The 26,544-nt window shown below is 47.8% G+C and carries 23 protein-coding genes; 6 read left to right on the top strand and 17 right to left on the bottom strand.

Going from position 1 to position 26,544, the window contains the following annotated elements; translation table 11 throughout:
• Nucleotides 1-29: 29 nt before the first annotated feature.
• From EKM89_RS00945 to EKM89_RS00965, 5 genes are all read right to left on the bottom strand, one after another.
• Nucleotides 30-482 (bottom strand): GNAT family N-acetyltransferase, encoded by a 453-nt coding sequence (locus EKM89_RS00945; protein ID WP_125685284.1) that lies wholly within the window; start codon nt 480-482, stop codon nt 30-32.
• Between the two features lie 11 nt (nt 483-493).
• Nucleotides 494-1,477, bottom strand: a complete 984-nt coding sequence (locus EKM89_RS00950; RefSeq protein WP_125685285.1) for a choloylglycine hydrolase family protein — start codon at nt 1,475-1,477, stop codon at nt 494-496.
• A 551-nt stretch (nt 1,478-2,028) separates the two neighbouring features.
• Entirely contained in the window at nt 2,029-5,178 is a 3,150-nt protein-coding gene (locus EKM89_RS00955; protein ID WP_125685286.1) for an AAA family ATPase, read from the bottom strand.
• A complete protein-coding gene (locus tag EKM89_RS00960; protein ID WP_125685287.1) occupies nt 5,175-6,311 on the bottom strand; it encodes an exonuclease SbcCD subunit D in 1,137 nt (378 codons plus the stop codon). The genes EKM89_RS00955 and EKM89_RS00960 overlap by 4 nt, the downstream gene beginning before the upstream one ends.
• A gap of 3 nt (nt 6,312-6,314) precedes the next feature.
• On the bottom strand, nt 6,315-6,884 hold the full coding sequence (locus EKM89_RS00965; RefSeq protein ID WP_125685288.1) for a DNA-3-methyladenine glycosylase I: 570 nt from the start codon (nt 6,882-6,884) through the stop codon (nt 6,315-6,317).
• A 222-nt stretch (nt 6,885-7,106) separates the two neighbouring features.
• On the opposite strand from EKM89_RS00965, the gene EKM89_RS00970 reads away from it, so the two are divergent.
• From EKM89_RS00970 to EKM89_RS00985, 4 genes are all read left to right on the top strand, one after another.
• Nucleotides 7,107-8,036 (top strand): matrixin family metalloprotease, encoded by a 930-nt coding sequence (locus EKM89_RS00970; RefSeq protein WP_125685289.1) that lies wholly within the window; start codon nt 7,107-7,109, stop codon nt 8,034-8,036.
• Between the two features lie 279 nt (nt 8,037-8,315).
• Entirely contained in the window at nt 8,316-9,269 is a 954-nt protein-coding gene (locus EKM89_RS00975; RefSeq protein WP_125685290.1) for a GH25 family lysozyme, read from the top strand.
• A 207-nt stretch (nt 9,270-9,476) separates the two neighbouring features.
• Nucleotides 9,477-10,433, top strand: a complete 957-nt coding sequence (gene hemH, locus EKM89_RS00980; RefSeq protein WP_125685291.1) for a ferrochelatase — start codon at nt 9,477-9,479, stop codon at nt 10,431-10,433.
• Nucleotides 10,426-11,751, top strand: a complete 1,326-nt coding sequence (locus EKM89_RS00985) for an Nramp family divalent metal transporter (RefSeq protein WP_125685292.1) — start codon at nt 10,426-10,428, stop codon at nt 11,749-11,751. Before hemH ends, EKM89_RS00985 begins: the two co-directional genes overlap by 8 nt.
• A 234-nt stretch (nt 11,752-11,985) precedes the next feature.
• Here the strand turns inward: EKM89_RS00985 and EKM89_RS00990 are convergent, their stop codons facing one another.
• The 6 genes from EKM89_RS00990 to EKM89_RS01015 form a co-directional block, all read right to left on the bottom strand.
• The gene (locus EKM89_RS00990; protein ID WP_125685293.1) at nt 11,986-13,119 is read right to left on the bottom strand and encodes a glycosyl hydrolase family 8; all 1,134 of its coding nucleotides are present in this window, start codon (nt 13,117-13,119) and stop codon (nt 11,986-11,988) included.
• Between the two features lie 273 nt (nt 13,120-13,392).
• A complete protein-coding gene (locus tag EKM89_RS00995; protein WP_125685294.1) occupies nt 13,393-13,713 on the bottom strand; it encodes a carboxymuconolactone decarboxylase family protein in 321 nt (106 codons plus the stop codon).
• Between the two features lie 12 nt (nt 13,714-13,725).
• Nucleotides 13,726-14,133 (bottom strand): cupin domain-containing protein, encoded by a 408-nt coding sequence (locus tag EKM89_RS01000; RefSeq protein WP_125685295.1) that lies wholly within the window; start codon nt 14,131-14,133, stop codon nt 13,726-13,728.
• Nucleotides 14,120-14,566, bottom strand: coding sequence for a MerR family transcriptional regulator (locus EKM89_RS01005; RefSeq protein ID WP_125685296.1), 447 nt, complete (start codon nt 14,564-14,566; stop codon nt 14,120-14,122). The genes EKM89_RS01000 and EKM89_RS01005 overlap by 14 nt, the downstream gene beginning before the upstream one ends.
• Before the next feature lie 52 nt (nt 14,567-14,618).
• Nucleotides 14,619-14,870, bottom strand: coding sequence for a hypothetical protein (locus tag EKM89_RS01010; protein ID WP_125685297.1), 252 nt, complete (start codon nt 14,868-14,870; stop codon nt 14,619-14,621).
• Nucleotides 14,863-15,432, bottom strand: a complete 570-nt coding sequence (locus EKM89_RS01015) for a TetR/AcrR family transcriptional regulator (RefSeq protein ID WP_125685298.1) — start codon at nt 15,430-15,432, stop codon at nt 14,863-14,865. Before EKM89_RS01015 ends, EKM89_RS01010 begins: the two co-directional genes overlap by 8 nt.
• A 153-nt stretch (nt 15,433-15,585) precedes the next feature.
• Here EKM89_RS01015 and EKM89_RS01020 point away from each other — a divergent pair, with 153 nt between their 5' ends.
• A complete protein-coding gene (locus EKM89_RS01020) occupies nt 15,586-17,028 on the top strand; it encodes an MDR family MFS transporter (RefSeq protein WP_125685299.1) in 1,443 nt (480 codons plus the stop codon).
• On the top strand, nt 17,025-17,774 hold the full coding sequence (locus EKM89_RS01025; protein ID WP_125685300.1) for a DUF4811 domain-containing protein: 750 nt from the start codon (nt 17,025-17,027) through the stop codon (nt 17,772-17,774). Before EKM89_RS01020 ends, EKM89_RS01025 begins: the two co-directional genes overlap by 4 nt.
• 123 nt (nt 17,775-17,897) lie before the next feature.
• Here EKM89_RS01025 and EKM89_RS01030 read toward each other — a convergent pair whose 3' ends face one another.
• The 6 genes from EKM89_RS01030 to EKM89_RS01060 form a co-directional block, all read right to left on the bottom strand.
• Nucleotides 17,898-20,228: a MucBP domain-containing protein gene (locus tag EKM89_RS01030; RefSeq protein ID WP_125685301.1), complete on the bottom strand. Its 2,331-nt coding sequence runs from the start codon at nt 20,226-20,228 to the stop codon at nt 17,898-17,900.
• A gap of 644 nt (nt 20,229-20,872) precedes the next feature.
• Nucleotides 20,873-21,709, bottom strand: a complete 837-nt coding sequence (locus EKM89_RS01040) for an aldo/keto reductase (protein WP_125685303.1) — start codon at nt 21,707-21,709, stop codon at nt 20,873-20,875.
• 58 nt (nt 21,710-21,767) lie between these two features.
• A complete protein-coding gene (locus EKM89_RS01045) occupies nt 21,768-22,955 on the bottom strand; it encodes an MFS transporter (protein WP_125685304.1) in 1,188 nt (395 codons plus the stop codon).
• 105 nt (nt 22,956-23,060) lie between these two features.
• Nucleotides 23,061-24,248, bottom strand: coding sequence for an MFS transporter (locus EKM89_RS01050; protein ID WP_125685305.1), 1,188 nt, complete (start codon nt 24,246-24,248; stop codon nt 23,061-23,063).
• A gap of 21 nt (nt 24,249-24,269) precedes the next feature.
• Nucleotides 24,270-25,553, bottom strand: coding sequence for an MFS transporter (locus EKM89_RS01055; protein ID WP_318530988.1), 1,284 nt, complete (start codon nt 25,551-25,553; stop codon nt 24,270-24,272).
• A 316-nt stretch (nt 25,554-25,869) separates the two neighbouring features.
• Complete coding sequence (locus EKM89_RS01060) at nt 25,870-26,517, bottom strand: TetR/AcrR family transcriptional regulator (protein ID WP_225421786.1); 648 nt, start codon at nt 26,515-26,517, stop codon at nt 25,870-25,872.
• Between the last annotated feature and the right edge of the window lie 27 nt (nt 26,518-26,544).

The raw sequence follows: 26,544 nt of genomic DNA on the forward strand, positions 1-26,544 counted from the left end.
TTTTTTTGTCTCAAGATTAGTCAGGCATATTAATTATTGTTTACCGTTAAAATCATATCTAAATGCGGAATTCCGGTCTCCAAATAGATTTCACTGACTGGTTTAAATCCAAATGACGCGTAGAAATTCTGTAAGTACGCCTGGGCTTGAATCACAATCTGCTTTGCTTCCGGATATGTGGTTTGGGCTGCACGAATCGCGGTCGCCACTAAATCACGACCCGCACCATTTTCCCGTGCCGATTGTGCGACAACGACCCGCCCAATACGAACTTGTTGGCCCTCATCCATGAGCCGCGCATACGCGATCAGATTGCCGGCATCGTCGTAGCGCAATAGATGTTGTGCCGTCAAATCAAGATCATCGACCTCCTGATACGCACAATCCTGCTCCACAACAAAGACAGCCACCCGCAGCTGATAAATTTGAAATAGCTCTCTGGAACTCAATTCGGCAAAACTTTTCTGAATCATCGTTTTCATTGGCAACCATCCTAGTTCAACTGATGAACATGCGGCGTGTGATCTAGCGGATACTCAACGGGGGTATCCCAATCTGTTAGCATTTCATCAGTCATTTTAACACCCTGTAATTCGAGATTATCGTAGGGCTCCATGTAGTAGGCCCGTTCTTCGAGACTCATATAGCCACGATATTGCGTATAGTCGCTATGACCATCGGCCTTTAGCTTAACACCCTTAGGAATCGTGACCCCATCCATCAAGTGTTGTAACAGGTTCAGCGTACTTGGCACGTCCGACGTGGGTTGGCTAAAATGACGGTTAAACACGGTCCGAACAAACCGTGAAGGCGATGTATAATCCCCCGGTAAACCGAGTGCACCAGTACCTGGCCCCTGCGTTGTCAACTCAAACCCCATGTAATCGTGGAGCGGCAGTTCTTCAGCCGTCAACGTCCCGTAAGTGCTCAGGTTTTGTAAGTGCCAGCTTAGCTGTGGTGAATTAGCCATCACACCCACTGGATCATCGATCAAATGAAGTTCTTGACTAGTCGCTTCCAGTACGGCCGTGTCGCCAGTCGGATCGCTAAAAATAAAATGTAAGGGCGTCGTTAATCCCAATAAAGCGACTGGGACATCTAAGATTTGAATGTGCTTTACTTTTTCACGCAAGTCAGCAACGCTCTTAGCATTCCCCAATACCCACGCGGTCACATCATGGGGTGCCAGACCTAACTTATCCGCTGATGCTTCCTTGGCATATTTTGCATACGCTGAAAAGTATAATGCAGCAGCACCGAGACCGTACTCATTGACCCCATCTACAAACATATAGTGACTGAGATTTCTCCCGGCACCAATAAACCCATACTTGGTGGTAAATTCACCAGCATCCCCCTGAATCTTTTGGTTGCGTGGCATAAAAATCGGTTGGCCGCCTAATTCGAAGGCAAAGTCCATGGTTCGGGCCAAAAAATGGTCTCCCCGACTGTTTTCATAGGTCAAACTCGTACACATCAAAATCATCCCGTTTCTCATTTATTTAACAATCATTGTAAACCTTTGAAATACGTTATGCACGGATAATCGTTAATTATATGATTGAATTTATCAATTAAACGTTTACACAATCTTACATGGGGTGACGTTTTATTGTACGAATTTTCGTATGTAACAATCGTTTCCCACCAAAATTAACTCAGTATTAAAAGTTCACCGACAAAACTGCACTATTTTATCCCATCTCATGGTTCACGGATATCCATGAGCGGTCAAGTCGTGTATTCTTAACGTGAAAAGTATCTTGGTTTGACCCAACTACCCTGAAGGTATTGTCCAGCTGGCTGTTTCGTTACCAGCAAAAAACGACTCTGATAATTACGTACCCAATCTGATTCATATCGCTTATCCGCAGAAATGACCAGTCATTTAGACCTCCGCTAAAGTCTGACAATCACCTGTCAGCTAACTTAGGCTAACCCCTCCTTTCCCGGTACAGCCCCAGTAGTTTTCAAGATACTTTTCACAAAAGGAGCTGTGGCAATAGTCACAGCTCCTTTTGTGGTCCGTTATCCATTATCTGAAATGTATTTAATTGTGCTCTCACCATTGCCACCAGCAACAACTTGAAGTTGATTAGTCACTTGGTCACGTAGCTCGCTCACGTGACTAATAATGCCAATCATTCGGTGTTTACCTTCGATTGTTTCTAACGATTCCAGTGCAGTCGCTAGGGCATCTTCATCTAGCGAGCCAAAACCTTCATCAATAAATAAGGCGTCAACATCCACACTTCCCGTGGTCTGTTGAATCACCTCCCCCAAGGCTAACGCTAAGGCCAGCGATGCGATGAAGCTTTCACCACCAGATAGCGTGTGCACACTTCGTTGACCGCCAACTTGATCATCGTAAACGTTGATTTCAAGGCCAGAGTTTTTCTTATAGCTAGCTGATGATTCATCAATAACAAACTGATAACGGCCGTTCGTCAATTGCTGTAGCCGGAAATTCCCAACCTTTAAAATTTGCCGCAAGTAAGTTTGGAGCACATAGCGTTCTAATCCCACCTTGCTATTCGGTCCGTCGCCATTGACGATACCGCTCAGTTCGGTCAACTCCTGGGTCTTTTTCAGAGCCACTGCTTGTTGGTCGATTTGCTGAGTCACCTGCTGCACGTGCGCATCGTTTTGCTGCCAAAGGTCTTGATAGCCATGCTGCTGGGTTTGAAGCTCTTCCACTTGCTGGTTTTTCACCGTTAATGCCGTCTTAGTCGCCGCACGATCGGGTACCGGTCGATTGTCGATTCGTTTAGTCAAATCGGCAATGGTGGTGGTCACCTGTGCGACCTGTGTCCGATAGCTTTGAAGCTGCTGGCGCTTAACTGGTAGGCTTGGTAACTCGACTAGTTGCTCATCTATCCGGTCTTCAGATACCATGGTGTCACTATTAAAATGCGCTGTTAACGCTGACGTGACCGCCACTTGAGCTTCCTTTAGCCGCGCCTGGCTCTGCTGATACTCACTGGTTGCCGTTTGGGCCTTGGTCTTCGTGACCGCAGCTCGTTCTTGTGTTTGTTGAACATGGTCGCTGGTGGCTTGCCATTGCTGTTGGTCTGCATTCAGCTGATCACGCAGGACCCGTTCAGCTTCATTGAATTCGACCAGTGTGGCTGCTTTTTCGGGCAAACGCTGACGTTGTGTTTCAAGCTGGGTCGTCAGCCGATCCACATTTCGCTGTGCTACTTGTTTGGCATCATCTGCCGTGGCCTGAGCCGCCGTCAAAGTCGTTGCCGCAGTCGTCAACTGTGCCAGTTGTTGCTGTGCCGTTTTGATGGCCGTGACTTGTTGCCGGTTAGCGATTATGTCACTGTCATAAGTGACCGCCAGACTAGCAACCTGCTGGGTCAACTCTTGCAGTGTCGTTGCAGCTGATTGCTCAAGGCTCTTCTGTAGGATTGTAAGCTTCTCTGTCAGGTCGTCTTTCTTCTCGGTTAAGGCCTTCTGCCATTGCGTTAGCGTTGCAGCCAAGTCACTGGCCCGTTTCTCAGTGGCACTTGCCGTTGTTTGCGCCTTCTTTACGGTCTCTTCAGCTACCTCGGCGACCGCTGTAACTGCTGGTTGCGGATGATCCGTGGCACCACAAACCGGACACGGCGTCCCGGGTTTTAACTGCGAACTAAGTCTGGCAATTTGACTCTTTAAGAATTGTTGGTTTGTCTCCTCCGCCGCCAACCGTTGTTGCTGTGCCATCGCTTGAGCCACCGTCACCTTATCGGTTTGCGTGGTCACCTGCTGGGTTAGCCTGACAGTTTGTTGTTCAATCGTTTGTAAGTCTGCCAATTGATGATGCCAATCCCGCAAGTCGCCTGCACGTTGTGTCAATTTTTGCTGAGTTGCATACACTGTCGTCTGGGTTGCTAAAATCTTCTGCTGGTCAGCTTGGGCGACTTGATTAACGTCCACCTCGTGTTTGGCCTGACTAAAGTCAGTCGTGCGTTGCCGAACAGTCTGCTGAGCGGTCACCAGTTGCTTACTTAATTGATTCAGCTGCTCATAAACCGGTCGAATCGCTACCTGCTGGGCCAGCTGATCTTTTTCTTGATCAATTTTCTGCTGTATGGGAGCGAGCTGTTTTTGCTGATCAACCGCTATTTGATGGACCTTATCAGCTTGTGTAACCGCCGAAATTGCTTGGTCTTGATCTTGTTGGCGTTGTTGGACCATTATCGTCGCTGTCTGCCGTGCCTGCCACTTAGGTTGCAGTTCTTGGACCCATTCCAATTCAGAAATTACCTGTTCGAGTCCGGCCATGTCGGCCTGCTGCTTAGCCAATTGGTCATGGTGTGCTTGCTGTTGGACCAGCTGTTGCTGATCATGAACCAATTGTTCTTCACTCGTATCCTGACGTATCAATTGCGCTACTTGCGTCTTAGCTGTCGCAAGTTGCACCCCGACCTGCTCATTTGCACTTTGAATGGCCGTTTGTTGCACTGCCATTAGTGCTAATAGATTCGTTGTTTGGTGATTGGCAAGCAAGGTTTTGGCTTGGTCTGCATTTTCCGCGGTCCACTGTAATTCATTTTGCAACCGGTCTAAGGTCGCTGCCGTTTCTCGATTAGCATTTTCATTTTCTCTTAGTTTTGACTTCAATCGTGCCGCCCACCGTGCAAAAACTTCGGTGTTAAACAGTTGTTCCAGTACTGCCGCCTTATCTTCACTTGGTGCCACCAGAAACCGTCGAAACTGGCCTTGCGGTAAAAGAACAATCTGGGCAAATTGACGACCATCCATCTGCAACAGATCTTGCAGATAATCCTTGACCCGTTTCACCTTCGTCAGCTGTGTAATTTCTTGATCGCCTTCAAAAACCGTCAGTGTCACACTGGCTGGGACAATTCTCTGACCAGTTCCGCGCTTCTTATCCAACAGTTGTTCTGGCTCGCGAATAATTTCGTAGCGCCGCTCTCGATGCGTAAAGGTAAAGCTGACCCGGGTCTGGTCCGCTGACGTTGCGAAGTCCGACCGCATCGCCTGCGCGGTTCGATCACCACCCGACGTTTGATCAAACAAGGCGTAGCACATGCCATCAAAGATCGTCGTCTTCCCGCTCCCGGTCTTGCCACTGATCAAAAATAGTGGTGTCGCCGAAAAGCGATTGAAGTCGACCGTTTCATCACGGTAAGGGCCAAAATATTCCATGTGTAAAGTTAACGGACTCATTGCGCGTCATCCTCCTTTAAGGCCGCTTGGAGCGTACTTTGCGCCCACTCTTGTTGCTGTGCCGTCAGTTTGTGTTGGGTCGCTTGTTCAAAGAAATCCGTCATCAACGTTAAGGGGTCTTGCTGAACCTGTTTGACATCTAATGTTGACTGAGTCACCTCAAGCTGATTGACCCGTTGAAGTTCCACGACCTTTGGAAACCGGGTCTTTAAACGCTGCATGACGTTACTGATCGGTGTGGTGTCCGTCAACTCTACTGCTACAAAATCGTCTGGCGTCACCGGATAGGGATGGTCAAAGTCCATGAGATGATCAAAGCTATCAGTCAATACAACCAGATCATGTAGTGGTTTAAGCGGTTTAAATGTTACCGTAACGGGAGCTGTATCCGTATCTACAATCCAGACCCCTTTGGTATCCTCTGCCTCGCTGGTCGAAAATTTTAGGGGCGACCCACTATACTTAATCTTTGGCTCATTTTGTAAGGCCTCTTTGCGGTGTAAATGGCCTAACGCAACATAATCAAAAGGGGCCAATAGGTCTACCGGCACGGCATTTAGTCCCCCAACCTGCACCTGCGTTTCCGACTCCGAATGCTGACTCCCAGCCGCAAAGAAATGGGCAACCAATACATGCTTTTTAGACGGATCAAATAATGCCTGCATGGCCGCGACTAATCGTACCATCGCTTCATTGACCGTCCGAATACTGTCGTCTTGAAAATATTGTCGTGCGGCAATCGGTTCAAAATAGGGCAAGAGGAAAAACTGCGTATCTCCCATCACGATTGGCTGCAAACTATCCGCAAAACTCGTCCGCAAATAAAAATTTGTGCTGGCAAACCACTCTTGTCCGTAGCCTAAACGCACAGCAGAGTCATGATTACCACTAATCGCAAGCAAAGGGAATTTTTGCTTGCGGTTCAAATCAACTAGCATGTCATCCAACGCAGTCACGGCAGCCTCGCTGGGAAGTGCCCGGTCATAGAGGTCCCCGGCAATCACGACTGCATCAACATGTTCATCCTGTGCAATCGCCTTGATCTGCTCATACGCGTCGCGCTGTTCTTCCAGCAGATCATAGCCATGAAGTTTTTTACCAATATGCCAATCAGCAGTATGTAAAAAGCGCATTTTTTATCCCTTCTTTATCTGAGTTTCCGGTGCCCAATCACAGTCTACCAGGTGGTCGTTGACTAACCCCGCAGCTTGTAAGAACGAGTAGACAGTTGTGGGTCCCACAAACTTCAATCCCCGTTTCTTCATTTCTCGAGAAATGTGCTGGGCCAAATCGGTCGTCCCGGGCAGCTCACTAGTCCGCGTAAAGTGATGTCGAATGGGTTGACCACCAACGAAGTGCCAGAGCCAGGTGTCGAAGTTTCCTTCCGGCCAATCTAAAATGACCTGGGCATTATTGATTGTGGCCTCTAGCTTACGCCGGTTACGAATAATTTCAGCATCTTGCAGCAACCATTCCACATCGGCAGGTGTCATAGCCGCTACTTGTTGCAGGTCAAATCCATAGAAGTCTTTCGTGAATGCAGCCCGCTTATTCAGTACTGTTTGCCAACTCAAACCAGCCTGGTAGGTCTCTAAGCAGAGCAATTCAAATAACTTTCGTCGATCATACTCAGGACGACCCCATTCTTCATCGTGATATTGCTGCATTGTCGGAGAAGATGTCGCCCAATCACACCGTTTAACCATTTTTGTTACCCCCATTTTTGTCTCTGTAGTTACTATACCAGATTCTCTTGCATTGCCCAAACAAACGTTCTATTTATTATTTCATAGAAAGCGTTGCCACTACCGAAGCTTACGGACTGATACCTTATTTTTCTATCGAATTTTATCACTTGACCCCAATCAGTGAAAAGCCTATGCTATTGTAAATGTTAATGTTTTGGGGAATTGAGGGAGGTTCACATCATGCGCGGATTAAACCATTTAAAGGCTCGGTCACTTCTCACACTAGCTGCTACCACTGTGTTACTAGTGCCGGCCGTCGCGACGAGTACCGTCACCGCTCAAGCGGCCAGTGTCAATCCTTCGGCTGCTACGTTAAAGAAGAGCAAAAGCTACTACCAGAAAAATGCCAAGACTTTAGGCAAGAAATACAAGCTGGCGTTTGATGCCCAAACAGGACTGAAGAAGAACGGTAAAGCCGTGGTCTACGTAAAGACCAGCGATAAACAACTCAAGCAAAGTGTTAAACTTGCCATGGCTTATTGGAACAAAAAACTCGGGACAAAACAGTTCACCCAGGGTTCCAAGAAAAACCATACCTTGACCTTCTCTGTATCTAAGGCGAAAGCCACTAAAAGTGATCAAAGTGACGCCTGGTGGACGCCGGCTAAGAAGCAACTCCAAGTTCGTTGGTCTTACTATCAAGCTGAAACCCAAAACATCGGCATTGCCATGACCAATCAACTGAATGATTCCTTCTATACGACGTACTCTAACACGATTGAAGCCAAGGCTAAGGCTAATCTAGCTGCTAAGGGAATTTCGACCAGTGATAAAAATTATCAGAGTCTCTTCAATCAGGAAGCTGGCAACGTTGAAACATCCCTTCCAGCTTACAATCAGCTGAAAAAGGACGTGACTAAGGTCAAGACGTCGTTGGCCAGTGAGGGGCGAATGTACGAATACGCTAGTACTATCGCCCATGAATTCGGTCACGTGATGGGGCTGAACCATTCGCCCAATAAGAAAGATCTGATGTACTTTGAGAGTGGCAGCAGCAACGTTTATAGCTACAAGCAAGTTTCTGCTGGTCTTTCCAAGTATAACCCAGTCAAAACAACCGACAAAAATCGTGCCAAATTGGCTCTAAAAATTTATACAGCCGTACACTAGCTATCTCCGTAAAAAGTTGTCCTTTATTTTTTAAAGGACAATTTTTTGTTTTCTACGACTATTAGTTCGGCCACCGTTTAATAGACGCATCCAATCAGCTATTATGAGTGCTCTAAACCAAGTCGATCATCAATCATCATCAATCGCTATTACAGCAGCCCTTTTTGACGCTAACCGATTTTTTTTGCAATCGAACTGTAACTTAATGTAAACCAGCAGTAACCTCCCATTCGACCAGACCGTGTACAATGGACGTAAAGACTGAGGAGGATATATTCTATGCATAAGACGTTACACAAACTGGGTGCTGGATTAGCTGTTTTCGCTGCGGCTTTGGCTGTTGGCGTGGGGTTGAACGCAACGACCGCTAGTGCTGCGGGGACTAAAGTTGCGGACATTTCGCAATATCAAGGAAATATTAATTGGAGCAAGGCGTCTAAGGACTTGAAGTACGCAATCATCCGTGTGCAACACGGGAGTATTGGTGACCCTGGTTACATCGTTGATACGAAGAGCAATGTCAACGCAAATGGTGCTTACAAAAATGGTGTACCATTTGGCCAATACATGTTCGCTGAATTTACAAGCGTTAAAGATGCCCAACAGGAAGCTAAGGATTTCTACAAGCGGAGCAACTCACATACTAAGTTCTTCGCATTGGATGAAGAAAAACGGATGCCAGGTGCCAAGAGTAGTGAACAAACTTACGTTAACGCTTGGTTGAAGACCATGCGCAGCTTAACCGACAAGCCGTTAGTGATGTACTCTGGCGAATGGTACGCCAACTCCAATAAGCTCGACTTCTCGAAGTTCGATGGTACTTGGATTGCCAAGTACAGCTCCACGAAGCCTAGTGTTTCTGGGACTTCTGTCGATTTATGGCAATACAGCAGCAAGGGTCGCGTTTCCGGTATCAGTGGCAACGTTGACTTGAACAAAGTCTTGAATAGCTCCGTTGTTAATAGTTGGTTCTCCAGCTCGAGTTCGAATTCTGCCACTCCCGCTGCCAGCTACTACACTACAGCAACTGGTGTGAACGGCATTCAAGCCAAGAAGACCGTCTACCAATACACGTCCACCAACTTTACCAAGAGCAAACGGACGAGTAAGGTTAAGACTGGCACAAAGCTTGCCGTTACTGGCGTTGCTAAGAATAGTAAGGGTGCCTACCGGTTCCAGTTAAGCAATGGGAACTACGTCACTGCTAACCAAGCCTACGTTTCAACTTACTAAACACAACTTTAATCGGGACCTGAGACGACTGTCTTGGGTCCTTTTTTGTAATCGAATTTTCAATTCCGGGCTTTCCCCTACGGCTAATATGGCACAAATTATGCTATCATAAAGTTATTACTTTTGGCAGCTGCTTGCCCAGCCAGCATTGTTTCAGATACTGACTATCCCGGCGCACACTGCCAGTCAATTCGGGAGGATACGTTCATGCAATCTGGCTTATTGTTAGTTAACTTAGGGTCCCCTGCGTCGCCACAGACCGCTGATGTGCGGACCTATTTGAAAACGTTTTTAAGCGATCCCAGTGTGATTGAAATGCCAGCAGCCATTTGGCAACCCATTTTACGTGGAATGATTTTACCGCTGCGTTCTTGGCGTTCAGCCACCTTCTATCAACACATCTGGACAAAGGACGGCTCACCGCTCATCGTCTACACCCGTAAGCTGTGTGAACAGGTTCGCGCGTTACTCCCCAATTGGAACGTCCAATATGCAATGACCTACGGCGAACCCGCCATTGATCAGACGTTGACGACCATGCGAGAGTCCTGTGACCGTATTGTTTTGTTGCCACTCTTTCCCCAATACACGCAGAGTACTCACGGCGGCATCATTCGTCAGGCCCAGGCAACCGGCGCACCACTCAGCATCGTGCGGCACTTTTATCAGGAACCCGCCTACCTCGATATCTTGGCATCACAAGTTCGACAAGCCTATCAGGAGGCCGACTATGACGCTGTCCTGTTCAGCTACCACAGCATTCCAACAGCTATGGTCAAACACGGCGACCCCTACCCAACGGAATGTCATGCGACAACCCAGGGTGTTTTAGACCGTTTACCCGACCTGCCTAAGGACAAGGTCCAGACCGTTTTCCAGTCCAAATTTGGTCCCATGCCCTGGCAGAAACCCTACCTCAAGAATACGTTGATGCAGCTGGTCGAACTGGGTAAACGGAACGTCCTCATTGCCACGCCTTCCTTTGTCGCTGACTGTCTGGAGACGCTCGAAGAAGATTACGTTCAAAATTACCAGACGTTTGAAGCTAGCGGTGGTGACCGTTTCCAAATGGTCCCACCCATGAATGACGATCCCCGTTTTGGTCACTTTCTAGCTGCTCTGGCCCAAAAACAACTGGCACAGGGCGGTGACGACCATGCCTGAACCTCAGCGTCATAAGAGTTTGGATGAAGTCAACGAGAGTGTCAACGTCCCCAGCGTTTACGAAGCTTCCTTTTTTCAAAAATTTCTGGCCTACAGTGGTCCCGGTGCCCTTGTTGCCGTCGGTTATATGGATCCCGGCAACTGGCTGACATCACTAGCCGGTGGTAGTCAATATCGTTATCAGCTTCTAGCGGTGTTAGTCATTGCCATCCTCGTTGCCATGTTTATGCAGTCCTTAGCCATTAAGCTTGGCGTCGTTGCTCGTCAGGACCTTGCCCAAGCCATCGCAATTCAAGTGCCACTACCAGTTCGAATCACTCTGTGGTTATTAAATGAAGTCGCCATGATGGCTACGGATCTCACGGGGGTGGTTGGCACAGCCATTGCTTTAAAATTACTGATTGATCTCCCCCTACTCTATGGCATTCTCCTAACCGTCGCCGACGTTTTGATCGTATTGCTATTCTTACGATTTGGGATTCGTCGTGTCGAATTCATTGTTTTAAGCGCCATTCTCATCGTGGGGATTATCTTTGCCATTGAAGTCGTCCGTGCTCGTCCGGCGTTGCCCGCGATTCTGCGGGGCGTTATCCCGACCACGAGTCTCCTGACAAATCATGCCAAACTGATTCTCAGCGTTGGGATCATTGGGGCCACCATCATGCCCCACAATCTCTATCTCCATTCATCGTTAGCCCAAAGTCGTCGTTACGATCACAACAATCCCGCTCAGGTCAACGAAGCACTACGATTTGCAAAATGGGACTCCAACGTTCATTTAGCCGCTGCGCTCATCGTCAACGCCCTATTGTTGATTCTTGGTGGTACCCTTTTCTTCGGCAAGACTGGTCAGCTCACCAGTCTCCAGACCGTCTATGAAGGACTGAAAAGTAGCGCCATCGTCGGCAATCTCGCCAGCCCCATCATGAGTTGGCTCTTTGCCTTTGCTCTGCTCATCACTGGTCTGATTTCCTCCATCACCAGCACCCTATCCGGCCAAATCGTGATGGAAGGCTACATTAATTTACGCCTCCCCCTATGGCAACGACGGTTACTGACACGGTTTGTAACACTCATTCCAATTGTGATTATCGGCTTCGTTGTCGGCTTTAATGATCGGACGTTTGAGCACCTAATTGTCTACGCTCAGGTCGTTTTGAGTATTGCTTTGCCCTTCACGCTATTCCCGATGGTCGCCCTAACTAGTCAGTCGCGCCTCATGGGAGAACACGTTAATCGTTGGTGGGTCACGGTTCTAGGCTATGCACTGACTGCCGTGATTACTGGTTTTAACTTGCAGCTCTTATTTTCACTTTAAAAAAATTGCGATCAAAACATACTACATCACTCAAAAAGTTGCTTCTTTCAGAATCTAACGATTCTGAAAGAAGCAACTTTTATTTATACCACTATAGTGTCGAAGCATGCGCCATACGGCAGTTTGTTGTGCTTAACCCGATAGCAAAAGCCATGCCAGAATCAAGCATGGTTCCTGCTATCACGTGATGCTTGCAAACTAACTGTCTGCCCACACTCTCTATAGACAACTCCCCTACGATAACGCCGTAACCACCTGTAGCGTTGCGGAGAAATAATTCTGCTTTTCAATGCTACTTGGCAATTGCTTAGCCGTTTCTTTCTGTAGTGTCGTCTGCTTTAAAACCTTGGCGCCATAATTAACTGGTGCCGTAAAGGCCGTGTTGACATAATTGTTAACGGCCTTTCCACCCAATGTGTAAACCGCCGTAATCTTCTTTTTCTTGTTAAAGAAAGTTAACTGCTTCTTCAGCGCATTCTTGGTCGTGGCGTCCTTACTGATCTTATAAGTCTGTCCTAATCGCCAAGGTACCCGGCAAGCGTTGTAACCGACTTGATTATCGGTTCCAGATTCGATGCTGTAGGGCGTTACCGATTTCAATTTCAAACTACTCCCGGTAACCAAAATGAAATCGGGGAACAACCCCGTCTTATGTCGTGCACTCAACTTCTTCACGGCAATTTGACTGCGCTGGGCAACCTTGATCCAGGTACTATCCTTCGTATACTTGGCAAACGTCTTAAAGTATCCCGTCATCAGATCTGCCGTCCGTAGCTTGCTGACATCATAGCTCGACGTCGCCCAGTTTCCCATGGTTGGCAGGTACGTGGTCTTGTTGATTTCCTTACTCTCAATGGCCGCTATCAGACTCTTTGCAGCTTGACGATAGTTGGTTTTCTTACTGCCCCACTGCTTATCCGCCAAAATCAAGGCGTATGCAATGTCCAAATCGCCATCCGTCGCGCTATTCTTCTGGGAGCCCACACTAGTCATCTTGCCCGAACGTTTAGTCTGCTGCCACGACATCAGTGGCACCTGACTGGAGACCCGGTGTGCGCGATAATACTGATACATTTGGTTAAAAGTGGTATGTGTGTTCTTCACGCCCTTTTTAGCAGCCAACACCGTCGCTAGCATGCCATACCCTTGACCTTCAGACAATGCCGTCGTTGCGCCCTGACCATTGTTGCTCTTGACATACTTCTGGGTCTTACCGCCAACGTAGACCTTCTGCCATTGCTTGTAAAGTGTCGTCGCCGAGGCGGCCTCCGCCGTCGTTGGCTTAGTCGTTAAGTTATTTATCCCCAACACTAAACCACTAACGAGCACCACACCGGCCAACCCGATGATGACCCTATGTAATTTCATCTGTCCACAACTCCCTTTCGTTCTATAACGCTGGCACTAACGCTAACCAGCTCATTACATTCATTATAGTCCCGCGACTTTCTATCGACGAGGGACAGAATTCAAAAAAAGAGTGTGCCCAGGGCGAATAGCTGACGAACATTAAGACTGACAAGCGACTAATCTCGGACTTGGATTATTTACTTGTCAGATTTAAGTGAAGTCAGTGCCAGTCTAATTTTGGAACAAAAAACGGCAGCGCCCACTTCAGCACCACCGCTTTTTTATTAATCATTAATCCGTAAAGATTTCCTTAGCAATATTGAATGCAGACCAAGCCTTTGGCCAACCCACGTAGAAGGACAGGTGAGTGATGACTTCGGCGATTTCATCCTTCGTAATTCCATTGCCCTTACCAATCTTCAAATGAGCGGGTAGCTGTTCAAAGTTACCGGCAGAAATCAATGCAGAAATGGTAATCAGACTCCGTTGGTGCGCAGATAATTTGTCTTCTCGTGACCATACTTGACCGAATAAAACATCATCGTTTAATTCCGCAAATTTAGGGGCAAAATCGCCCAAGTTGTCGCGGCCAGCCGTTTGTTTCTTTGCCATATTCATAGCCTCCTAGAGTGCGTTGTAAGTTGCATCATCGACTGGTTCCAGCCATTCTGGCGTTCCCGCGGTAATCGCAATGTGGCTGAACCAACTATCTTTGGTTGCACCGTGCCAGTGCTTAACGCCGTCCTTGGTAACGACCACGTCACCAGGAACCAAATGACGAGCGGGTTGGCCTGCTTCTTGGTACCAACCTTCACCACCAGTGACCAATAAAATTTGGAACCCATCGTGATGAATGTGCCAATTATTCCGGCAACCTGGTTCAAAGGTCACGTTGCCGACACCCACGTTCACATCGGGATCATTAACTAAACCGTTTAAATAACTTTGGCCGACGAAGAATTTTTGATACGCCTCGTTTTTATCACCTGCTGGGAAAATAACACCATTCTTAACGTCTTCATTCTTGACCATTTTTATCCGCTCCTTGCTCATTGAATTGTTGTAGGTAATCTTGAAAGCTCTCAGTATCCGCAATCGTCTGATCAACTTTGCCGTCGTACCAATCGATTTTGTGGCTCAAAACTTCCAAATGCATCTGTAATTCGGCAATGTCGGCTTCGGCATCGGCTTTAACTTTTTGCAGCATGTCACGACGTTCTTCAATCGTCGCGTCGCCCTGCGCCCGCAATCGGACGTAGCGTTTCAGATCGTTCAGTCGCATGCCAGTTCCCTTTAAATGAAGAATAAACCCGACCCAACGAATATCCTCTTCCAGGTAATAGCGAACATCGTTGTCATCCCGGTGGGCAACGATTAGTCCTTGATCTTCATAATATCGGAGTGTGTAGGTCGAAAGCCCCACAAGTTTGGCAAACTCGCCAATGCGATACTGTTTCGTCATCACGATGACCTCCCTCAATTGCTTACAAGTCTTAGTAAACACCTTAAAGTGCACTCTAAGGCAAGGAAAAACGGAAATTTTCTTTATTTTCAATGACATCTACACCAAAAAGCCTGGGAGACACCTGATTTTGGCGGCTCTCAGGCGAGCTGGAAGCCCGTTCTTTGGCTGGAAGCATTCCCACAGCAAGCGGCATCCCTGGCAGCCAGAGTGCGGCTGTTTTCACTAATTTAGCCGTGATAATTCTTACTGTCGCAAGAGTAACGCAAACATTTTGGCTTTCAATTTTCAGTAAAAAGTTAATCAATCGCCGAAAACTGGTCAATCGCCAATTGCATGGTCTGTTCAAACCGGTCATCGACCTGCTGGGCGGGCAATTGTAGAAAGCCACCCATTTCCTGCATGATAAAACCAAATAACGCGGACCGGTACAGTGTCGATTCCACTAAGCCAGACGACTCGTCCTCTGCCAAATGGAGGCTAGCGAACATCTGGTGGTACAGTGTGACCAATGCCAAATGGGTCTGTTGAAGCTGCTGCAGGTCGTTGGGATTTAGCAAAAGCGGGGCCAAGTGTTGTTGTTCGTGGCAGCCCTGACGAAATTCGCGAGCAAACACCATGAGCGCTTCCTTCCCAGACACACCCATCAAATGCCGCATCAATCGCTGTTCAATCTCGTGAACGAAAGCGACCCCAACTTGATCTAGCAAATCGTTCAAACTATCAACATAATTATAAATAGATTGTGGTCGCACATCCAACGCATCGGCCAGCGACCTAATCGTCAGTTTATCGATACCATTTTCCGCAATAAGTTGGTTTGCTTGTTCAATTACCTTTCCCTGTGTTAATGTCCGCCGTTTAACCATACTGTTGCCCCTTCCAAAGCCCTTTTCGCCATTATACCCTGTCTAAAATTTAAAATAAACTGATAATAACAGTTTATTTTCTTCTTAAAACAGTCTATAATCATTTTTAAATTTAGCGATAGTTTATCGCCGAGATAAAGAGGGCAATTTCTAATGAAAGATACAAACGGACGACCATTCAACCGTGTCTGGTTAATGGTCACCCTAATGTGCGGCACATTCTGTACGGCGCTGACCACCAACATGCTAGTCACAGCCTATCCCACGTTAATGACGCGCTTCGCAATTTCCAGTGCCACCGTTCAGTGGTTAACGACCGGCTTTCTGCTAGTCATGGGAATCATGATTCCAATCAGTGCCTGGTTGGTCAACAACTTCAGTCTGCGAACCATCTACCTGGCCGCGCTCAGCTTTTTCCTGGTTGGGTTGGTCATCAGCTACACGGCAACTGGCTTTGGTATGATTTTCTTAGGTCGACTGGTCCAAGCCATCGGGGTCGGTATCACGTTTCCCACGATTCAGACCGTATTACTAGTTACTTTTCCCGCTGATAAACGCGGATCGATGATGGGCCTCGGCGGTATCGTCATTGGTCTTGCGCCAGCCTTAGGACCGACCGTTTCCGGCTGGATTCTCGACAACGCCACTTGGCGCGACCTGTTCGGCGTCATGATTCCTCCGGTTGTTTTGGTTTTGATCTTATCTCTGGCCTTCGTGCGACCAGTCATTCCAGTTAAAAAATCACCGATCGATACGCTGGCCATTATTCTATCGACCATTGGCTTCGGTAGCCTGCTCTACGGCTTTTCCGAGGTTGGCGAAAATGGTTGGGGCTCTACCAGCGTTATCATTGGCATCGTGGTCGGTCTCATCTTCATTGGCCTCTTCGCTCGCCATGAGTGGCCCCAGGCCGATCCATTTCTTAACGTCCGCCTCTTGAAGATTCCGTCATTTACTATTGCGTCGTTCGTCACAGCGCTCTCCAACACCGCCATGATTGGGATTCAAGTCGTCTTACCCATGTATCTCCAACAGGTTCGTGGTCTCAGTCCCTTTCACTCTGGATTAATGATTCTGCCTGGCGCCTTAGTCTATGGTGTTGTCAGCCTCATCAGTGGTAACCTGTACGACCGCATGGGTGGCCGCCGTTTGGCCTTGATTGGGACCTTTCTCCTGACACTCGGCACGTTGCCATTTGCCCTGCTAACACGGAACACACCTTATAGTTACATCATCTGTGAATACACCGTCCTCATGATTGGGGTTGCCCTGGTCACCATGCCGATTACGGCAGCTAGTTCGATTGATCTCAAGGGACTGCAGCTGAGTCACGGAACGGCCGTCAATAGTACCATGCGTCAGGTCACGACCTCCATGGGAACAGCGATTTTGGGGAGTGTGCTGGCAAATGTCATGTCTAACCACACACCGGCACATAGCCTATTGGCCAGTGCGCCATTAGCCTACCAAAACCAAAGTTACGCGGCAGCAATGTCTGGCTTTCACGCAGCATTCTTGGTTGCGACGGCATTTGGCATTATCGATTTGATTTTCGCAATCTTCATTAAGGATCATCGTCGGGAGGTGACAGCATGATTCTCATCGCATTATTTCTAGGCATCATCATCTTTGTCGGCGGTTTTCTGCTCATGCCCACCAAAGGACAACGACTCACGATCGGTGGGCTAGGCCTCATCATTCTGGTCGCCAGCGCCACGCTGATGATCGGTAATGATAATTGGCATTGGGGGATGCACCATCACACCGAAACGGCGACAACAAGCATCGCATCCATTTCGCCCGACAAGCAATTGAACGTGTTAATCTATCAGCCAGTTCGAAAATCAAATACAGAAAAAGTTTACGTCTACCGCAAAGCAACTCAAAAGCAACAACGTCACACTACCGCTAGCCTAAAAACGACGAACAGCGTCCACTACCGTCACGTACACCAAGCCAAATTAATCACAAAAACGACGACCTGGCGCTATAATAGTGGGTTCTGGCGCTGGTTATTTTCTTGGACCGGGACACATCACGAGTTAGTTGGACATCAAAATACCTTTGTGTTGCCTAACTCATGGGTCACACTAAGCACGCACCAGGCGAAATGGCTGAGCAGCGCCGTTAAGAAACGGGAAGCAGCTGCCAAGACGACCCTGACGCAAACTGTAACGACCACGGTCAAAAAGGAAGCTGCTGCCAATCCAAGCTTAACAGCTAAGGAACTGGCTCAGATCAAGCAAAAAACTGAGAAGTCCGTTCAAAAGGTAGCGCAACAGCAAGCTGTAACTATTCTAAACCAACTGATCAAGCAGGCTAAAATGCAATCTGTCCATTAATAATAAAGAGCCTGGGAAAAATATCTCAGGCTCTTTTGTTATTCAAGTTTATATGACCGAAACGTGTGACTAAAGTTAAGCAACGTTGCCCAATTGTAGCCTTTGGTTCCGTTCACTTTTTGCTTATTTTCGGCGACGCCATAAAATAACAATCAAGCTCCCTAAGCTCACCCCAATGATTCGGGCCAACCAATTTTCAGCTGATCCCGTTGCAGGGAGTACTTTATTCGTCGGCTGTACGGTATCATCCGTATGACCTTGACTAGTCGTTTGGGGAGTCGCACGCTGCCTCTTTTTTCCCTTACCATCTGCTGATACTGCTGATTGCTCATCAACTGTTCCTTCATCAATAGCATCGCCATCACCACTACCTGTCACAAGGTCATTAGCGCCCCCTGAAATCGATCTGGTCACTTGCCGGTCAGTAACAACCAGTTGCACGACGAGCCGTTGACCATCACCAGTTGTTAGGGTAACCGGGTAACTCCCAACGGCTCTCAAATTTACCTGACTCAAATCTAAGTAGACCACCTCTGATTGGCCCTGTCGGTTTGTCGCGACTGCTTGAAAGTCGCGCAACGTTGGCGCATCATCCCCCACATAAGTCGTGTAGTTTCGAGCAGTCAATCGCCGTAAATCAGTGACTGTCAACTTTGGCGTACTAATATGCGGGTGCACAATGGGCAACACCGGTCGTATCGGCATAATCCCCGGTGTTTCTGGCGTCACAGGCAGAATTGGCGTACCTGGAACGGTTGGCTTGGGGGCCGTTGGTTTGGGGACTACCGGCGCTGGTTGGCTGGGCTTGGGCTGCTCCGGTTTCGGTGCTTCTGGTTTCGGTGACACCGGCTTCGGCAACTCCGGCTTTGGTGATACTGGCTTCGGTACTTCTGGCTTCGGTACTTCTGGCTTCGGTACTTCTGGCTTCGGCAACTCTGGCTTCGGCAACTCCGGCTTCAATTCTTCTTGCTCTGGCTGATACACGAAGAATACCGCACGTTCAGTCTCTTGATAGCTGCCAGTCTGCAGCTTAGGCTCGGCTACTAAGTGTAAATGCGGATACTGCTTTTCAGCCAACACATAGGAATCACCTAAAAGTCCCCGTGTCGTCGTGCTATCCAGTAGTTTTCCCGTTGACCCATTAAGGTAATATGCGACTACTTGACCCAAGCGCTTACGGTAGGTCATCGTCACCTCACTTGGATCACTCTCAAAGTTTCCTAATCCATCGTCTGACCGTTGCAGTAACTGATATTTGTGGGCATCTAGCTCTGGAAGCTGGTACGCCGTTGTCACACGACCCGTAATGGTCTGATCCTGCTGAATTGCTTTACCATCTTCGTCTAAATAGTGGACCAACACGGACCCCATTCTTGGTTGCCAAACATAAGTCTCCGGCTGCGAACCATCGTATTGCAGCATTAATTGATCCGCCGTCCAGACCTGTTTGCCTACGGGATCTTTGACTGTCCCCTTCCCAACATTTTGCCAAAATCCGGTATACAACCTATTTCCACTGGTCATGCTGAGGCCCGCCGACTGCAATTTCTGCGAATCATGCAGCACTGATTTAGGTCCGAGCTTTAATTCGTGCAACTCGCCTAAACCATTCAGCATGCCTGAATATCCATGGTAGTCTGTTTTGATGTGGGTTAAATCAAATGAAGACAGGTCCAACGATTTTAAGTTTTCCATTCCTTGAAACGTATTTTTTGCATAGTTTAGTTGTGGTGTTTGCCAACCAGAAACATTTAAGCGCCTCATCGACGACCCGGAAAACATTTCGGATAAGTCGGTCGCCTGCGCTAGTGTCCAACCACTTAAATCTAAGCTATCCGTCTGCAGACCGCTAAACATGTTCGTCGTCCGTGAGACGTGTCTCATATCCCAGCGATTCATCTTGATCTGATCTACCTGTGCTCCAGCAAACAAATCCATAACCATCGAGAGGTGCGACGTATCCCAACTATTCAAATCCAATGTGCCAGTAATTCGGTCACCTGTAAAAAGGCCCTGCATTGACCTAACTTGACTAGTATCTATATTTTCTAAGCCCTTTATTTCCCCAATATCTCCTAAATCACCAAATGTATATCCCGCACTTGATGGTAATTTGACAGGTCCCTCAATAGAGATACTATGAATTTTTTCTTTAAATTCGCCCCACTTTGACCAGCTTCCACCGGTCGGTTCGAGTGTTCCCGCATGGATATGCAAAACCCCATAGCCGTCGATCTGCCATTTACAGGTTCCATTTTTTCCTTGATATGTCTGTGCAAAGAACCCATTTGCCCGTTGTGTCCGGTGCTGAACCGCTGCCCGCGCCTTGGCCTGCGCCATAGGCGGTTGGGTTAACATGTCCCAGTAACCACCAAGGCTCATCCCTAATAACGTCATCGGAATCCCCGATTTCCAGAATCGCTGCTGCCAGGTTCGTCGTCTACGTTGAAACATCCCCAGATCCCCTTCAATTCTCAAATTGTTACGCCAACAAGCTGCTTAATTCTGCAAATATAGTTAATGATGTTAATTTCATTTTGCACGTTTAGTATATCAGATGGTTGCTGGTGATGATAGTTAAACGTGTTATAATTTTTATTATATTTTAACGATGAAAATTAAATAACAGACTAAAGGACTATCCCAGTCATTACGCCTCACACCGCCCTTTTATTGGCGATAGCTCAAAAATCCGTTGCGCCAGTGTTCTGGGATTATTATTTAGTCATTGATCTTTTTAATAACTGGTTGTCTTTCTGCACGCCGTCCCCAATTACTGCTCACCACTGATACTTCCCAGTCCATAAAAAAACACCATCCCCAACCGGACAGTGTCTCTCTTTTAATCGATTCTAATATCACGAGCTGCAGGTTGAAACCCAAGCTTGGCAGCTCGATATTTTCGAAGCTTCTAGTTGTGTTCGCCCCATTCCAACCCATATCTGCCGATCGGTAAGGTGATGACTGGCCTAAATCGCCTAATTTTAGGATCAGGATCGTTGTACCAACAAGCATCAGTGGTGTTTTGGAACTTTCAATCTTTAGTCACGCGTAACCCCTAGCCCATCTTCTGAGTACGACCCGTTATCCTTTCAAATTCAATCAAATTCCTCATACTCATTTGGATCCTGGCCGTCGATTCGGCCGTCCGGTTGACTTAAGTCATTGATGGCCTGAATCTCGTCTGGTGTCAACTTAAAGTCGAATAAGTCTAAATTTGTTCGCTGATGAACCAGATTGCTGGCCTTGGGGATTGGCACCACGTTACGTTGGACGTGCCAGCGTAAAATAATCTGGCCGACGTTTTTGCCATACTTTTTCGCCAAGTCAACGATGACGGGCTCTTTTAGTGCCGCGCTCCCACGACCCAATGGACTCCAGGCTTCCGTGATGATGCCACGTTTGGTATCTTCTTTAAGCATCCGGTCCTGCACCCAGTATGGGTGAACCTCAAGCTGGTTGACTGCTGGTACCACGCCAGTCTCCTTGATCAACCGATCCAGGTGTTCCGGTTCAAAGTTAGAAACGCCAATCGACCGAATTAAGCCGCGTTGCCTGGCATCGACCATCGCCTGCCAAGCCTGAACGTACAAGTCCCGTTTCGGTAACGGCCAGTGAATCAAGAAAAGGTCAAAGTAGTCTAGCCCCATACGGTACAGGGACTCCTGAATCGCCGTGGTAGCGTCTGCATACCGATGATACTTGCCGGGAAGTTTCGACGTCACAAAAAAATCTGCTCGTGGAATGCCTGATCGCCGAATTGCCTCACCCACAGCACCCTCATTATCATAATTGGTCGCCGTGTCTAAGCTACGATAACCATCTTTAATCGCTGCTAAAATTTGATTGACGCCTTGACCACCACGGACCTGGAACGTTCCCAGGCCCAGTGCTGGCATCTGAAATCCATCGTTCAACGTTACATCTGGAATCATAAAAAAACCTCCTGCGTTTTACTAATTTCAGCTTAACGCAGGAGGTTTTAGTTGTGAACTAATCCGTTGCTAATTGCTTGGCCCGGTGATCTTTAATGACGCGATTCAAAATAACGGCTAGGACCAATGAAATGGCAGCGTATACTGCGGCACCCCAACTGATATGGTTCAAACCAACCGTTCCCAACATCCCCGAAGCCGTCGCTGACCCCAGAGAAATGCCAAAGTTAAAGAAGATTGAATTAAGCGATGACGCCAACACAGCCGATTGCGGGTAATCCGCCTCGGCAATGTTCAGAAAGTGAATCTGAATTGGCGAGTTTAAAATTGTCACGATCAACGTCAAGATTAAAATAACGGCCAACCCACTAATTTTACTACCCAAAGCCAGCGGCATCAGGGCTAACAGAATGACATCGGCGACATAGAATCGTGGCATGATGCGTAACCCATCTCGTTCCGCCAGCATACCGGATAACCGGTTGCTGATGATACTCATAATCCCAATGACAAATAACAACCAGTTCAGACTCGTTGTACTGAACCCTAAAGCAGTCGTCAACAAGGGACGAATGTAAGTGTAGTAAGCGTACATGGTAGCCGCAGTAAACAGAACCAAGGCAATGCCCACGTAAATGCGGCGATCCTTTAACAGGACCAACTGCTTCTTAATGCTACCTTGAACCTGCTCCACGTGACGCGGCAATAGCCAACCTAACAGGACGCAGGTGATTGCGCTGACCCCTGAAATCAGGAAGAAGGCATCGTGCCAACTATAGGCCGTACTGATAGCCGTCCCAATTGGCACACCGAAGACCGATGCAATGCTGAATCCCGCGAAAATCCATGAAACCAGCCCTGCCCGCTTCTCTCGTGGTGCGATGGTACTCGCGAACGTCATGATCAGGGAAATGATCGCCCCGGCCACAACCGCCGTGATGATCCGCGATAGGAGCAGAACGCCATAGTTCATAGCAAACCCACTCAACGTATTCCCAATCAAGAAGATCACCATTAACGTCATTAGCGTCTTGTAGCGACTAAAACGATTGGTCAAAATGGTAATGAACGGTGTGCTAACAGCATACACCGTGGCAAATATCGTGACTAAATAGCCAACGGTTGCCTGCGCAATTTGATATTCCTTTGCAATGTCGGAGAGGACCCCAACAACGATAAATTCATTGCAGCCCAACATAAAGGCCACTAACACAAACACAATGGCTTGCCAACGATACTTGTTCACGGTTTCTGTTCCTCCGGATTTCCTATAGTCTTCTACTTACCAGAGTACACTATCTCGACCTAAATTATCAGGGGGAAGGCTCATGTAATCGTCTCCAAAGTGAAATTAATTTTCGAGAGCGTTTTCTTCATGGTGCACAGCAATCGCCCGATTTAAAATGACCGCTGTAATGAGTGCTAATCCAGCAAATAGTAGCCCACCCCAGCCTAATTGCCGCAGTCCCAAGTGACTCAGACTCACAGCAGCTGTCGCCGACCCTAGTGAGATACCAATGTTAAAGAAGATGGCATTTAGTGACGATGCAAACGCCGTGGCCGTCGGATAGTCTTCCTCTGCAACGTCCAGAAAGTGGACCTGAATCGGGGAGTTGACCACCGAGATAATCAACATCAATACCAGTAGTAACGCGTACCCGGTCCACGCGTTAGTCAGCGCTAATGGCATGAGCAAAAATAAGATAATGTCCGCAACGTAAAATTTGGGCATCGTCTTTAGTCCGTGACGCTCCGCAACGGTTCCGGACAGCCGATTGCCTAAAATACTCATGATACCGATGACCACGAGTAACCAATTCAAGGCTTGCAGACTAAAGCCCAATCCCGTCGTCAATAGCGGGCGAATGTAAGTATAAAAGGCGTACATCGCAGCGGCCGAGAACAAGACCAGAACAGCGCCCAAATAAACGCGACGGTCTGTCAGTAAAACGAGTTGATCTTTAATACCACCGGATACGTGTTTCATACCGCGGGGCAAACTAATCGCCAACACAATACAGGTCAGTAGGCTCAAAATGGAAATCATGTGGAATGCCGCGTGCCAACTGTAAGCCGTACTGATGGCCGTCCCCACGGGTACCCCCACGACAGCCGCAATGCTGAAGCCGGCTGCCAGCCAGGAAATCAACATCGCTCGCTTATTGCGCGGCGCGATTGCATTGGCAAAAACAATAATCATTGCCTCAATCGAACCCGCGACCAAGGCTGAAAGCAGTCGTGAAATAACAAAGGTACCGTAACTACCAGCAAATCCACTCCAGGTATTCCCAATCAAGAAGATGACCATCAAGACCATCAACAGTGGGTAACGACCAAAGCGATTGGTCAAGATGGTAATCACGGGCGTTCCCGCAGCATAGGCAATCGCGTACAGTGTCACCAAATACCCCGCTGTAGCGACCGTAACGTGTAGTGAACTGGCGATATCTGAGATTACCCCGACCACCATAAATTCATTGCAACCTAACATAAATGCAACTAATACCAATGCACTAGCCTGCCAGCGGTATTTGGTCATTGTCATTGCCTCCTTTTTTAACTAATCAAGCGCCTTAACGCGTCGATGCGCCGCAATCGCCCGGTTCAATAGAATCGTCAAGACAAGTGCGATCACAGCAAACAACAGACTGCCCCAACCAAGGTTTCTGAGGCCAAAGTGTGTCAGTGAACCCGCAGCCGTGGCCGATCCCAATGAGATGCCAACATTATAAAAAATGGCATTGAGTGAGGAAGCAAAGGCCGTTGCCTGTGGATAATCTGCTTCGGCCACATCCAAGAAATGGACCTGAATCGGCGAATTGATGATTGGGATGATCAACATCAACACGAGCAAAACTGTGTAACCGGGCCATCTTGCGGTCAATGCAAACGGCATAACCAAGAACAATCCAATCTGTGCCAAGTAAGCCCACGGTAGCGTGCGGACACCACTTCTCCCAGCAATCGTTCCGGATAACCGGTTACCGACAATATCCATAACTCCCAGTAATGACAACATCAGCGTCATCGTTTTTAAGTCGAAACCTAACTGGGTTGTCAGTAATGGTCGAATATACGTGTAGTACGCATACAACGTCGCCGCCGAAAACAAGACCAACACCGCACCCAAATAAATCCGCCGGTCCGTCAACAAGACCAGCTGATCCTTAATGCTCCCAGAAACATGCTGCACATTCTTCGGTAACAGCCGGCCTAAAATCAGACACGTTATCAGGCTCAATACCGAGATCAAATGGAAGGTCACGTGCCAGCTGGTTGCGGCGCTGATGGCTGCACCCACAGGGACCCCCACCACGGAGGCCACACTAAAACCGGCCGCAATCCACGAAATCAGCATCGCCCGCTTCTGGCGCGGGGCAATATCGTTGGCAAAAACAATGATCATAGCTTCGATTGACCCCGCCACGGCCGCCGTAATCAGCCGTGATGCTAGGAACATCCAGTAATTGCTGGCAAACCCACTCCACGTGTTGCCAATCAAAAAAATTACCATAAGCGTCATTAACAGTGGGTAACGGCCAAACCGATTGGTTAGTACCGTAATCACTGGCGTACTGATGGCATAGACGATGGCAAACATGGTTACGAGATAGCCCGCCGCAGCGACCGTAACGTTCAACGAATGGGCAATATCCGAGATCACTCCGACCACCATAAATTCATTACAGCCTAACATAAATGCGACCAGTACCAGTGAAATGGCTTGCCAACGATATTTTTTCACGGTCGATGACCTCCTTGAAAGCGTTTTAAAGATGCTAATTAACAGTGTACACCACCCCAGTTCGTCGTGGCAAAGGTAAATTGAAAAATTCATCCGCATAACTTACTAATTAATAAACTTATTTCATTAATATTTACTCTTCAAATTTGAGCCCCCAATTATTCGCATTCCGCTTACGACAATCGGGATTGCCATCACTAAATTAGTACCGATAGCCGCCCGCCAACTGCCAAGGATTCCGCTTGTCGCGAGGAATATCGCCAGTCAACGGACGGTTTCCGACCTGTCTGCAAGTCACCAAGATCAGGTATCTCTCAGGTCATTCCACAAAAAAATAGCTATACCCGTCAAACCAGCTTATACAATCACTGGGCTTTCCAGGCATAACTATTTGTAGGTGGACACACCACCATTTTTACTTACTGATTGTCCGCACGACTTGTTCCGTAATGATTTGCAGGTCTTCTTCCTCACCTTTAACGATGTCGGGGGCAAAATTTGCTTGAACCACATACACCATTAACTGCCCAGCAAGAATACGAATCATCCCTGCAGCATCAATATCGTCGCGTAACTGGCCCGTTCGCCGAAAGTTATTCATGAGCTCACCGAGAAAATTGAAGTTATTAGTCACTACTAATTTTCCAAACAGTTGCCGCATTTCTGCATTAGTCAGCATTTCCGTAGCCAAGATTTTAACGGCTTCTTCATTACCTTTGATAAAGTGATAACGGTCCGTGACGATGAAGCTCACCATTTCTGGCAAGGTTTCACATGCACTGATGCCGTGGAAAAAATCATCACGGTATGCTGGGAAGAGGTGTTGCATGACCGGCTTCACGATTGCTAACAGGAGGTCCTGTTTCGTGTGAAAGTACTTAAAGATCGTTGCCTGGCTGATGCCTGCCTTTTCAGCCACTTGAACAGTCGACGTGCCATCAAAACCGGTTTCGGAGAAGAGCTCCATGGCGGCCACCAACGCCGCCTTTTTACCCTTTGGCATTTTTTCTCGATTTAGCCATTCTCGGTAATTGCTGAAGATATTTGGCTCCACACCACTCACCCTTTCTATCCTAAATTAATTTTTGCT

It is taken from the genome of Levilactobacillus fujinensis (assembly GCF_003946335.1).
Lineage (GTDB): Bacteria > Bacillota > Bacilli > Lactobacillales > Lactobacillaceae > Levilactobacillus > Levilactobacillus fujinensis.